This window comes from Streptomyces roseoverticillatus (assembly GCF_000719265.1).
Lineage (GTDB): Bacteria > Actinomycetota > Actinomycetes > Streptomycetales > Streptomycetaceae > Streptomyces > Streptomyces roseoverticillatus.
Genome location: NZ_JOFL01000002.1, coordinates 260,193 through 272,270 on the forward strand (window position 1 = coordinate 260,193; position 12,078 = coordinate 272,270).

Genomic DNA, 12,078 nt, shown 5'->3' on the forward strand with positions numbered 1-12,078 from the left:
CGGCACCGGCAGCGCCGTTCCGCGGCGTCGGCAGCCGCTCGCGGCGGGGCTGAACACCAGGGGCTGAGTACCCGTACTCAGAGGAGGAGATGAGTAGGTGCACGGATGGGCCGCGGCCCGCCGCGCGGAAGAGTGGTGCGCACGGAAGGGGCGCGGCGCCGGCACCGCCGGCACGGGGCTGCGGAACGGCGCGGCACCCCCGACGTGACCGGGGGGACGGGGGTCCCTGCTGGGGCCCGGGGGAGTACGGGGGAACGCGGGCGCGGTGCAGGCCGAGGGGGATCGGCCCGCACCGCGCCCACCTCCGGAGGGCCGCCGCCGAACCCGGCGGGGTCTAGCGGACGGCCCCGTTCAGGCGGCCCTGCAGGAGCCGCGACAGCGCCGCGTGCACCTCGTCCACCGACCGCTCCGGCTGGAACGACCGCCAGTCCAGCGCGGCCACCAGCACCATCCCGAACACCGCCGACGCCGTCAGCGGAATGTCGCTCTCCGAGACCGGGTCGCCCTCCGCGCCGGCCTCCCGTAACGCGGACTCGATCACCTCGACCGCCTGCTGCCGCACCCGTGTCAGCGTCGGCTGCCAGGCCCGGTTGGTCCGCCACAGCTCGGCGACGTAGAGCTGGGCCAGCGACGGGTGGCGGGCGACGAAGTCCAGCTCGGCGCGGATCATCGCGTCCAGGGCGCCGGACCGGCCGCCGCCGCGCTCGGCCGCCTCCTCGGCCGCGGCCCGCAGCGACCCGGTCAGCAGCTCCATCCCGTGCCGCAGCAGCTCCTCGAACAGGTCGGTCTTGCTCGCGAAGTTGTAGTAGACGGTGCCCTTGGCCACCCCGGCCCGTTCCGCTATCTCGTCCACGGTGGTGGAGGAGAAGCCCTGTTCGGCGATGAGGGTCACCGCGGCGGCGAAGAGCTTCCGCCGGGTGTTCTGACGGCGCGTGCTGCTGCTGTCCATGAAGTGATTCTCCCTGTCCGCCCCGCCGCCCCCGCGCCCGCGTCAACCCCGGGTGGCCGCACGGGCATTCGTGCAGGCCGGGCCCTTCCGGTCGGGCCCCGGAGGGGCGCCGCGGCGCGCTCGGCCACCGCGTCGGCCTCCGCCCCGCCCGGGCGCATTAGGCTGGGGCGGACACATTCGTCCGCCGATCCACCGCTGAGGAGCCATCCGCCGTGTCAGACCCGCTGCGCCCCCGGGCCTCCCTGCGTACCGCCGTGGTCTGGGAGGTCCTGCGCGACGCCCTGGACCGCCGGGTGAAGGCCGCCGCCCCGGCCGGCGGCGTGCTGGACGTGCTCGACACCGGCGGCGGCTCCGGCAAGTTCGCGGTGCCGCTGGCCGCCCTCGGCCACCGCGTCACCGTCGTCGACCCCAGCCCCAACGCCCTCTTCGCGCTGGAGCGCCGGGCCGCCGAGGCCGGCGTCGCCGAGCGGGTCCGCGGCGTCCAGGGCGATGCCACCGGCCTGTTCGACGTGGTCGAGCGCGGCTCCTACGACGTCGTGCTCTGCCACGGCGTCCTGGAGTACGTGGACAACCCCGCCCAGGGCGTGCGCAACGTGATCGAGGCGCTGCGTCCCGCGGGCACCCTGAGCCTGCTGGCCGCGGGCCAGGGCGGCGCGGTCCTCGCCCGCGCGCTCGCCGGGCACTTCACCGAGGCCCGCCAGGTCCTCACCGACCCCGCCGGGCACTGGGGCGCGGGCGACCCGGTGCCGCGCCGCTTCACCGCCGGGCAGCTCTCGGAGCTCGTCGAGGCCGCGGGCCTGGAGGTCGGCTCCGTGCACGGCGTCCGGGTCTTCGCCGACCTGGTGCCCGGCGTGCTGCTCGACGCGGAGCCCGGGGCGCGGGAGGCGCTCGCCCAGCTGGAGGCGGCCGCGGCGGCGCTGCCCGCCTTCCACTCCGTGGCGACCCAACTGCACGTCCTGGCCGAGCGTGGCTGACCGCGCGCTGTAGGTCACAGGCCACCCGATCAGCCGGTTCGCCCCGTATGATCGGGGGACACCGTCCGGCATGGCCGATCGGCGAACCGGGAATGTACGTCCCGACGCCACCGGTCGCCACACGGACATCGGTGGGCGGATTGGCGCAGAGGGGCGGGTTTCACGGGGGCGATTCCCTGCCTATCCTGAAAGGGTCGCACCCGGTCGCCCCCCGCGACCGACGAGTAGGAGGACTCCGTGCCGCTCTCGGAGCACGAGCAGCGCATGCTCGAGCAGATGGAGCGAGCGCTGTACGCCGAAGATCCCAAGTTCGCGACAGCGCTCGAGGGCAGCGGCCTGCGCACGTACACCCGGCGACGGGTCTACCAGGCGGTCGCCGGGTTTCTGGTGGGTATCGCGCTCTTGATGACCGGCGTCATGATTCAGGGGCAGTACTGGATCAGTGTGGTCGGCTTCCTCGTCATGCTGGGCTGTGCGGCCCTGGCCGTCACGGGCTGGCGCAAGGCGCCGCGGGCCGGTGCGCAGCAGGGGGCGGGCCCGGCGGGGCAGCTGGGCGGCCACGGTCAGATGCGCCCGCGCCGCAGCATGATGGACCGCATCGAGCAGCGCTGGCAGCGCCGCCGCGACGAACAGGGCCACTGAGCCTGCACAGTCCTTCTGTGAACCCTTGAGTGAACGCAGACTCTTCATGGCGTGGGGTCGGGAGCAGGTCTCCTGACCCCACGCCATATTCGTCTCCCGCGGGTGCCGTTCAGGCGGCCGCCGACCGGCGCCGCGAGAAGCTCCGCAGCCGCGCGAGCCCCCACAGCAGCCGCGCGGACGAGCGCGGCAGCAGGACGGCGCGCAGCCGGGCGCCCCGGCCGGCGGCGGCGTGCAGCCCGGCCCGTACACACTCGACGTCCTCCGCGAGCCCGGGCACCGGCCGGGGCCGGGGCGCGTACAGCACCTGTTCGACCGCGGCGGCCACTCTGCCCGCGGACTCGGCGGCGGCCCCCTGCAGGGCGCCGGCGGTGACGATGCGGGCGGCGGCGCCGCGTGGGGAGCGGGAGTCGTCGGGCGGAATGCCGTAGTCCCAGGCGGAGTCCGTCAGTTCGCGCCAGGCAGCCAGCGTGTGCCCGGCGGCCAGGGCATCCACGGGGGCGTCCGCGGGGGCCGCCGCGGCGGGTGCCGTGCCCGGCCCGCCGAGCCTGCGGGCGCGCACCCGCCTGCGCCACAGCATGGGGAGCAGGGGCAGCCCCAGGACGGCCAGCGCGGCCACCGCGACGCCCGCCACCGTGCCCGCCGACGGGCTGCCTGAGGCCGGTCCGGAGCCTTCGACGGGCGCGGCGGGGGACCGGCACTCGCCGAGCTTCTTCTGCGCGGGCGGGCAGGCGTCCGTGCCCTTCGGCGCCGACGGGGGCACGGCCGTCCGGTCCGGGAGCTGGGCCGGACCGCCGCCCGGCTCGGCGCCCGGCGAGGGCTCCGCAACGGTGTACTCGGGGGTGGTGCCGCGGCTGGGCGTCGGCTCGAAGCGCGTCCAGCCGATGCCCTCGAAGTACAGCTCGGGCCAGGCGTGGGCGTCCTTGGAGCCGACCGACACCGAGCCGTCCGCCATGGGGGTGCCCGGCATGAAGCCGACCGCCACGCGCGCGGGGATGCCCAGCGTCCGGGCCATCGCCGCCATCGAGAACGAGAAGTGGATGCAGAAGCCCCGCTTGGCCGCGAGGAACCGGGCGACGGCCTCGGCACCCGTGCCGGACGCCACCTGCGTGTCGTACTGGAAGCCGCCGCCGACGGAGAACCAGTCCTGCAGCATGACCGCCTGCTGGTAGGCGTTGGCCGAGCCCGCCGTCACCTTCCGGGCCGTCTGCGCCACCACCGGCGGCAGCGACGACGGCACCCGGGTGTAGGCGCGCAGGATCTCCTCCGGCGGCGCCGGAGCGCCGGCGAGCTGGGCGGCGCTGGGCTCCACCTGCAGGCTGGAGACCTGGTAGCGGATCCCCCGGGTGGTCTGGCCGCGCTCGCCCACCAGGGCCCGTCCCTCCTGCTCGTAGCGCCAGCGGCCCTCGGCGCGGACCTCCTCGGCGGGGTAGGGCAGCGGCAGATAGTTCTGCGCGTAGCCGTCGGAGGCCGTGAGAGTGGTGTCGACCCGCGACGTACGGACCCCGGCGGCGAGGCCCGCCGGGGCGGGCAGGACCGCCGGCAGCTCCGTGAGGGGGCGCTCGGTGGTCTGCCACGCGGCGCCGTCGAAGCGGTCGAGGGCGACGATGCGCAAGTACAGGTCGCGGGTGTTCTCGGCGGAGGAGCGCAGGCGCAGCAGCTCGCGGTTCTCCGGCTGGTTGAGGCTGTCCTGGAGGGCCACGAGCGGCTTGACGGACGTGGTGCCGCCGGGGCCGGAGCCCGGGGCGGCGCCCCGCCCGGCGGGCTCGAAGAGCCCGCCCTGCATCGAGGGCAGCGCGGCCGGCACGGCCAGGGCGATGCCGAGGGCCAGCGCCCCGATGCGCCGGCCCGTACGGACCCGGGCGAGGCGGCCGCCGCCCGCCGTGGCGGGCCCCGGGGCCGGGGGAGCCGTCCGGCCGCCGCTGAGGACGCGGCCCCACCGGGCGAGCCGCTCCCGCCCCTCGGCCAGGAGCAGCAGCAGATAGCCGCTCGCCGCCGCCAGGAACCAGAGCGGGCCGTAGCTGCCCTGGCCGAGCCCGGCGGCCACGGAGTACAGCGCGAGGAGGGGCAGCCCGGCGGGCGCGGCGCTGCGGTACGTCACCGCCACGGCGTCGACCGCAAGACCGACGACCAGCACGCCGCCGACGAGCAGCAGCCGGATGCCGGCCGTCGCCGGCGCGGGGATCGCGTACCGCCCGACGTCCTCGGCGCCCTCCTGGACCAGCTGCCCGAACTCGTGGAAGACCTCGGGGCCCGGCAGCAGCCCGGCCACCGCCTGCTCGCCCGCGAACGCCACGGTGAGCAGCAGCAGCCCGGTCAGCGCCTGCACGGCCACGGTCAGCGGCCTGGCCAGCGGGACGCGGCGCGCGAGGACGCCGGCCGTGCTCTGGAGGGCCAGCAGGAAGGCGGCCTGCAGTATCCACACGCTCTTGTCGACCAGCGGGAGCATCGCGCAGGAGGCCGCGAGCGTGGCCACCGCGGCGCTCACCGTCAGGCGCGCCTGCCCCGTCACGGCCGGCCTCCCGCCGCCCCCGCCCCGGAGGGGCCGGAGGAGGGCGCGGGCGCCGCGGGGCCCGGCCCGCCGGCCAGCTGCCACAGCTCGGGCAGCGAGGCCCCGGGACCGGCCGGCAGCGCCGTCCAGCCGGCCTCGCGCAGCACCTGCAGCCGCTGCTCGGCCGCGCCGCGCGCCCGGGGACCGGGATCGCCCCGCCAGGCGGCGGGGTCCAGGACGAAGGCGACGGCCGCGCCGCCGCGCCCGCGCATCCGGGCGGCCAGGGCCGTCTGCTCCTCGTCCATGCCGCCGAGGAAGGCCACGAGCAGCCCCTCGCCGCCGCGCAGGGCAGCGAGCGCGGAAGAGAGGCACGTGCTCTCCGACTGCTCCACCTCCGCGAGGATCTCCAGCATCAGGCCCGCCGCCTCCGCCGGGGCGTGCGGGGAGGCGGCGCGGCCGTCCGGGCCGGGCGCCGCGCTCCCGGCGTCGGTGAGCAGCCGCACGGAGAAGCCCTGCTCCAGCAGGTGCACCGCGACGGAGGCGGCCCCCGAGACCGCCCACTCGAAGGGTGCGCCCGGCCCCGCGCCCTCGTAGGCGGCGCGGCGGGTGTCCAGCAGGATCGTGCAGCGGGCGCGGCGCGGCTGCTCCTCGCGGCGCACCATGAGCTCGCCGTGGCGGGCGGTGGAGCGCCAGTGGACCCGGCGCAGGTCGTCGCCGTGGCGGTAGCCGCGGGGGATGACGTCGTCCTCGCCGGCCAGGGCGGGGGAGCGGCGCAGGCCGTCGCCGTGGCCCGGGCTCGCGCCGCCCGGGCGCACCGGGGGCAGCGGCTCGGTGTGCGGCACGACCGTCAGCGTGTCGTACGCGCTGAAGCCGCGGGTCAGCTCGCACATGCCGAAGGGGTCCGTCAGCCGCAGCTGCAGCGGGCCGAGGGGATAGCGGCCGCGCAGGTCGGAGCGGACGCGGTAGGAGACCTCGCGCCGGCCGCCGGGCTCGATCCGGTCCAGCACGAAGCGGGGGCGCGGGCCCAGCACGTAGGGCACCCGGTCCTGGAGCATCAGCAGGCCGGTGGGGAGCCGGGAGACGTTGTCGATCCGCAGCTGGACCCGGGCGTCGGCCGTGACGGGGATCCGCGCGGGCGTGAGCCGGCGGCTGCCCGTGACGCGGTGGCGGGTGCGGTGCAGCACCACCACGCACAGCAGGGGCAGCACGGCCAGTAACAGCCCGACCCGCAGCAGGTCGGCCTGCCCGAGCACGTAGGAGCACACGGTGGCCGCGATGCCGGCCGCCAGGAAGGAGCGCCCGCGGGTGGTCAGCCCGCCCAGCGCCGTCCACAGGCCGCTGCCGCCCCCGGCCCGCAGGACGGGCCCGGGGCCCGTGCCGTCCCCCGGGCCCGTCACAGCCGCCGCGCCTGCCGCCACGCCTGCGCCGACGGGTCCGGCACGGGGGTGCGCTGGAGGATGTCGAGGACCGCGTGCTCGGCGCCGCGCCGGCCCAGCTGGGCCTGGGCCGTGGGCAGCAGCCGGTGGGCGAGGACGGCCGGCGCCAGCGCCTGGACGTCGTCCGGCAGGACGAACTCGCGGCCCGCGAGGGCGGCCGCGGCCCGGGCGGCCCGCACCAGGTGCAGCGTCGCCCGCGGGGACGCGCCGAGTCTGAGGTCCGGGTGGTGGCGGGTGGCGGTGACGAGATCCACCGCGTAGCGCCGCACGGCGTCGGCCACGTGGACCGTGCGGACCGCCTCGACGAGCTTGACGATCTCGTGGGCGTGGGCGACCGGCTGCAGGTCGTCCAGCGGGGAGGCCTGCTCGGAGCAGCCGTGCGCGTCCAGCATCCGCAGCTCGGCCTCGGGGCTGGGATAGCCCATGGAGACCCGCGCCATGAAGCGGTCGCGCTGGGCCTCGGGCAGCGGGTACGTGCCCTCCATCTCGACGGGGTTCTGCGTGGCCACCACCATGAAGGGCCTCGGCAGCTCGTAGGTGTGCCCGTCGACGGTGACCTGCCGCTCCTCCATGGACTCCAGCAGCGCCGACTGCGTCTTCGGCGAGGCGCGGTTGATCTCGTCGCCGATGACGATCTGGGCGAAGACCGCGCCCGGCTTGAACTCGAAGTCGCGCCGCTGCTGGTCGAAGACGCTCACGCCCGTGATGTCCGACGGGAGCAGGTCGGGCGTGAACTGGATGCGCCGCACCGAGCAGTCGATCGACCGGGCCAGGGCCTTGGCGAGCATCGTCTTGCCCACGCCCGGCACGTCCTCGATCAGCAGGTGGCCCTCGGCCAGGAGCACGGTCAGCGAGAGCCGTACGACCTCCGGCTTGCCCTCGATCACGCCCTCGACCGCCCCGCGGATCCGCTCCGCGGTGGCGGTCAGACTGCTCAGGCTGGCTCGCTCGTCATAGGTCGTCACCCGGCCCTCCTCGGCCCGTCCTGCGGGCCCCCGGTCCATGGGTCACGGACCGGGCACCCGCCCCGGAATACGGACACCGCGCCCCGTGCGTCACACGGGGACGGCGTCCTCTCCGCATTCTGGCCGCCCGCGCGGCGCCGCGTCACCGCCTGTGGACAATCAGTGCTGCGGGTCGATCTCGCGCAGCAGGCCGGTCGTCACGTCGAAGATGAAACCCCGGACGTCGTCGGTGTGGGGCAGGAACGGCGAGGTCCGGACGCGCTGCATGGACTGCCGGACATCCTGCTCCAAGTCCTTGAAGGCCTCCACCGCCCACGCCGGACGCTGCCCGACCTCGGCCTCGATCTCGTGGCGGAAGTCCTCGGTCAGGGTGAGCAGGCCGCAGCCCGTGTGGTGGATGAGGACGACGGAGCGGGTGCCGAGGGCGCGCTGGCTGATGGTCAGCGAGCGGATGATGTCGTCGGTGACGACGCCGCCCGCGTTGCGGATGGTGTGGCAGTCACCGAGCTCCAGGCCCAGGGCGGCGTGCAGGTCGAGCCTGGCGTCCATGCAGGCGACGACGGCGACCTTGAGGACGGGCCGCGCGTCCATGCCCGGGTCGGTGAAGCGGGCGGCGTATTCGGCATTGGCCTGAACGAGACGGTCGGTGACCGTCGGCTGCCGGGTGCTGTCGGGGCTCTGGGGCGCCGGCTGGGACGCGGATATCGACATATGAACGACGGTAGTCGGCGCTGCGGCCCCGGGCCCGTTACGGGGACCACAAAATCCTCCCCATAACCTGGTCTGTGAGGTAAGCCACAGGGGTGGCGGCCCCCCTGCCGTCCGGGTGAACGGGGTCATTCCCGCCAACATCACGGGTAACGGGCGGCCGCGCCGCGCCCGGGCCGGGACGCGCTGGCCGGTTGATTGACCGGCGGGACGAGTGGACTAAAGTGGCGCGAAGTGGGAGGCCCGACGCTCCCCCTGGACACCGAAAACCCGCACGTGCGCGACGCGGACGCACCCCTCGGCCTCCTCCCGCTCCCCGGTCGTCCGGCGCCCCTTCCCCGGTGCCGGGCAGGCCGCTTCCCCTTTGGAGCGGGCGGGGACCCGGGGCTGCGGACCGCCCGCGCGCGCCCCGGGCACCCCGAACTCAGAAGGGCGCATGAGCAGCAACGCGCGACACGTCCCCGTCATGCTCCAGCGCTGCCTGGACATGCTCGCTCCCGCACTCACCGAGCCCGGTGCCGTCGTCGTCGACTGCACCCTGGGCGCCGGCGGGCACAGCGAGGCGCTGCTCAAGACCTTCCCCGAGGCCCGGCTCGTCGCCCTCGACCGCGACCCCACCGCCCTGGAACTCGCAGGCGAGCGGCTCAAGCCCTACGGGGAGCGCGCCACGCTCGTCCGGGCCGTCTACCACGAGCTGCCCGAGGTGCTGGAGCGGCTCGGCATCCCCAAGGTCCAGGGCGTCCTCTTCGACCTCGGCGTCTCCTCCATGCAGCTGGACGAGGCCGGCCGCGGCTTCGCCTACGCGCAGGACGCCCCGCTCGACATGCGCATGGACCAGACGACCGGCATCAGCGCGGCCGAGGTCCTCAACACGTACGCCCCCGGCGACCTCGTGCGCATCCTGCGCGCCTACGGCGAGGAGAAGCAGGCCCGCCGGATCGTCGAGGCCGTCGTCCGCGAGCGCGCCGCGGAGCCGTTCACCAACAGCGCCCGGCTCGTGGACGTCATCCGCGAGGCCCTGCCCCAGGCCGCCAAGCGGCACGGCGGCAACCCCGCCAAGCGCACGTTCCAGGCCCTGCGCATCGAGGTCAACGCCGAGCTCGCGAGCGTCGAGGCGGCCGTCCCCGCCGCCGTCGCCGCGCTCGCCGTCGGCGGCCGCATCGCCGTGCTGTCCTACCAGTCCCTGGAGGACCGCATCGTCAAGCAGGTGTTCGCCGCCGGCGCCGCCACCACCGCGCCGCCCGGCCTGCCCGTCGTCCCCGAGCGCTACCAGCCCCGCCTGAAGCTCCTCACCCGCGGCGCCGAACTGCCCACCGAGGAAGAGGTCGCCGAGAACCGGCGGGCCGCCCCCGCGCGGCTGCGCGGCGCCGAACGCATCCGCGAGGACATCCGGTGACCCCGGCCGCCCGCCGGGGCACCCGGCTGGGCCGCCTGGTGGGTCCCGTCGGGGCCAAGCGCACCCCCTTCGTCCTCCTCGTGGTGGTGCTGCTCGGCTCCGGCCTGATCTCGCTCCTCCTGCTGAACTCCGCCCTCAACCAGGGCTCCTTCGAACTCTCCCGCCTCCAGCGCAAGACCACCGAGCTCACCGACGAGCAGCAGGCCCTCCAGCAGGAGGTCGACCAGCTCGCCGCCCCCGACGCCCTGGAGCGCCGCGCCCGCGAGCTCGGCATGGTCCCCGGCGGCAACCCCGCCTTCCTCAGCCCCGACGGCACGGTCCGCGGCCAGCCCTCCCCGGCCGGCGACGGCACGGTGGCCTACCGCGCGCCCGCACCCGCGGGCCCCGGACCGCGGCCCGCCCTCATGCCCGCGCCCGCACACCGCCCGGCGCCCGTGCTGAGGCCGGTCCCGGCCGCCGCCCCCGTACCGCCCGCCGCCGGCGCGCCCGCCCCCGTACCGCCGCCGGCCCCCGCGCCGGCCCTCGTGCCCGCTCCCACGGCAGTGCCGACCACCCCGACCTCCGGCAGGTGACGCTGTGCCGCAGAACCCCGGGGGCCGGCCCCCCAGGCAGCCCGGGCCGGCCCGCCGCCGCGTCCCCGAACCCGCCCGCCCCCCGGCCCGGCCCGCGCGCCTGAAGGGCGCCGGCGACCGGCCCCTGCGGCTCGGCAGCCCCCGGCCCCGGCTGCGCATGGTCGGCTTCGGCCTCACGCTCGTCCTGCTCGTCTTCACCGTCCGGCTGCTGCAGGTGCAGGCCTTCGACGCGAGCGCCTACGCGGCCCGCGCCAACGTCAACCGGTACATTCCGGTCACCCTGGCCGCCGAGCGCGGCACCGTCACCGACCGCTCCGGGGTGGACCTCGCCACCACCGTCGACGCCTACGACATCACTGCCGCGCCCGACCTGCTCACCCCCGAGCGGATCAAGACCGCGGGCGCGGCCCGCCAGGCCGCGGCCCTGCTCGCGCCCGTCCTCGGCGAGCGCCCCGCCGTCCTGGAGCAGAAGCTCACCGCCAACCCCAAGTCCAAGTACGTCGTCCTCGCCCGCCGGCAGCCCCCCAGGGTCTGGAACAAGATCAAGGAGCTCAAGAAGGCGGCCGCCGCCCGGGCGCAGCGCAAGGAGGGCGCCGACGTCCTCGCCGGGGTCAACAGGGAACCGCACAGCAAGCGCGTCTACCCCAACGGCGGCCTCGCGGCCGGGATACTGGGCTTCGTGAACGCGGAGGGCCGCGGGGGCGGCGGCATCGAGGCCCAGTTCGACCGTGTCCTGGCCGGCCGGGACGGCAAGCTCGTCTACGCCCAGTCCGGCGGCCGCCAGGTGCCCACCGGCGACGTCAAGGAACAGCCCGCCGTGCCCGGCTCCGACATCGAGCTGACCATCGACCGGGACATCCAGTGGGCCGCCCAGAACGCCATCGCCCGGCAGGTGGAGGAGTCCGCCGCCGACCGCGGCTACGTCGTCGTCCAGGACAACCGCACCGGCGAGATCCTCGCCATGGCCAACGCCCCCGGCTACGACCCCAACGACCTCGCCCACGCCGACAGCGACGCCCTCGGCAACGCCGCCCTGCAGGACGCCTACGAGCCCGGCAGCGTCAGCAAGGTCATGACCATGGCCGCGGTCCTGGAGGAGGGCGCCGCCACCCCCATGACCCACGTCGAGGTGCCCAACCGGCTGCCGCGCGCCGACCGCTCGTTCGCCGACGACGTCGACCACTCCACGTGGCACCTGACGCTCAACGGCGTGCTCGCCAAGTCCAGCAACATCGGCACGATCCTGGCCGCCGAGCAGCTCGGCAAGGACCAGGGCCAGGCCAACCAGGTCCTCCACTCGTACCTGCGGAAGTTCGGCATCGGCGAGCCCACCGGCCTGGGCTTCCCGGGCGAGACGCCCGGCATCCTCGCCCCGCCGGCCAAGTGGCAGGGCTCCCGGCAGTACACCATCCCCTTCGGGCAGGGCCTCTCGCTCAACGCCGTCCAGGCGGCCTCCGTCTACTCCACGATCGCCAACGGCGGCGAGCGCATCCGGCCCACCCTCGTCCGCGGCACCAAGGGCCCCGACGGCCGCTTCACCCCCGCGCCCGTCCCCGAGCGCACCCGGGTCATCAGCGACCGCACCGCCCGGGAGCTCGCCACGATGCTGGAGTCCGTCGTCGACGACCGCGAGGGCACCGGCACCAAGGCCAAGATCCCCGGCTACCGCGTCGCGGGGAAGACCGGCACGTCCAACCGGGTGGACCCGCAGACCGGCCGCTACCACGGCTACACCGCCTCCTTCGCCGGCTTCGCCCCCGCCGACCAGCCGCGCCTCACCGTCTACTGCGCCATCCAGAACCCCACCAAGGGCAGTTACTTCGGCGGCCAGATCTGCGGACCCGTCTACAAGCAGGTGATGGAGTTCGCCCTGAAGACCCTGCAGGTACCCCCGTCCGGCACCCAGCCGCCGCGGCTGCCGGTGAGCTACGACGACGAGTGAGCCGGG

At 75.7% G+C, this 12,078-nt stretch carries 10 protein-coding genes; 5 read left to right on the top strand and 5 right to left on the bottom strand.

The annotated features are described in order from the left end of the window. Positions 1-334: 334 nt before the first annotated feature. The gene (locus tag IF61_RS0103405; RefSeq protein WP_030364691.1) at positions 335-949 is read right to left on the bottom strand and encodes a TetR/AcrR family transcriptional regulator; all 615 of its coding nucleotides are present in this window, start codon (positions 947-949) and stop codon (positions 335-337) included. A gap of 212 nt (positions 950-1,161) precedes the next feature. Between IF61_RS0103405 and IF61_RS0103410 the strand changes: the two genes are divergently transcribed. Together IF61_RS0103410 and IF61_RS0103415 are read left to right on the top strand one after the other, a co-directional pair. Further along, positions 1,162-1,923, top strand: coding sequence for a methyltransferase (locus IF61_RS0103410; RefSeq protein WP_030364692.1), 762 nt, complete (start codon positions 1,162-1,164; stop codon positions 1,921-1,923). Positions 1,924-2,160: 237 nt separating this feature from the next. Beyond that, positions 2,161-2,565, top strand: a complete 405-nt coding sequence (locus IF61_RS0103415) for a DUF3040 domain-containing protein (RefSeq protein ID WP_030364693.1) — start codon at positions 2,161-2,163, stop codon at positions 2,563-2,565. A 109-nt stretch (positions 2,566-2,674) separates the two neighbouring features. On the opposite strand, the gene IF61_RS0103420 is transcribed toward IF61_RS0103415, so the two are convergent. From IF61_RS0103420 to IF61_RS0103435, 4 genes are all read right to left on the bottom strand, one after another. Then, positions 2,675-5,074 carry a transglutaminase TgpA family protein gene (locus IF61_RS0103420; RefSeq protein ID WP_078659947.1) on the bottom strand — a complete coding sequence of 800 codons (2,400 nt, stop codon included), beginning with the start codon at positions 5,072-5,074 and terminating at the stop codon, positions 2,675-2,677. After that, on the bottom strand, positions 5,071-6,450 hold the full coding sequence (locus IF61_RS0103425) for a DUF58 domain-containing protein (RefSeq protein ID WP_078659948.1): 1,380 nt from the start codon (positions 6,448-6,450) through the stop codon (positions 5,071-5,073). Before IF61_RS0103425 ends, IF61_RS0103420 begins: the two co-directional genes overlap by 4 nt. Beyond that, a complete protein-coding gene (locus IF61_RS0103430; RefSeq protein ID WP_030364696.1) occupies positions 6,447-7,454 on the bottom strand; it encodes an AAA family ATPase in 1,008 nt (335 codons plus the stop codon). The genes IF61_RS0103425 and IF61_RS0103430 overlap by 4 nt, the downstream gene beginning before the upstream one ends. Before the next feature lie 159 nt (positions 7,455-7,613). After that, positions 7,614-8,165 carry a beta-class carbonic anhydrase gene (locus IF61_RS0103435; protein ID WP_030364697.1) on the bottom strand — a complete coding sequence of 184 codons (552 nt, stop codon included), beginning with the start codon at positions 8,163-8,165 and terminating at the stop codon, positions 7,614-7,616. A gap of 433 nt (positions 8,166-8,598) precedes the next feature. Here IF61_RS0103435 and rsmH point away from each other — a divergent pair, with 433 nt between their 5' ends. The 3 genes from rsmH to IF61_RS0103450 are packed head-to-tail and all read left to right on the top strand — an operon-like array spanning position 8,599 to position 12,072. Further along, positions 8,599-9,558 carry a 16S rRNA (cytosine(1402)-N(4))-methyltransferase RsmH gene (gene rsmH / locus IF61_RS0103440; protein ID WP_030364698.1) on the top strand — a complete coding sequence of 320 codons (960 nt, stop codon included), beginning with the start codon at positions 8,599-8,601 and terminating at the stop codon, positions 9,556-9,558. Next, positions 9,555-10,130: a cell division protein FtsL gene (gene ftsL / locus IF61_RS0103445; protein ID WP_030364699.1), complete on the top strand. Its 576-nt coding sequence runs from the start codon at positions 9,555-9,557 to the stop codon at positions 10,128-10,130. The genes rsmH and ftsL overlap by 4 nt, the downstream gene beginning before the upstream one ends. Positions 10,131-10,134: 4 nt before the next feature. Further along, a complete protein-coding gene (locus IF61_RS0103450; RefSeq protein ID WP_043187618.1) occupies positions 10,135-12,072 on the top strand; it encodes a peptidoglycan D,D-transpeptidase FtsI family protein in 1,938 nt (645 codons plus the stop codon). The last annotated feature ends 6 nt before the right edge of the window (positions 12,073-12,078 follow it).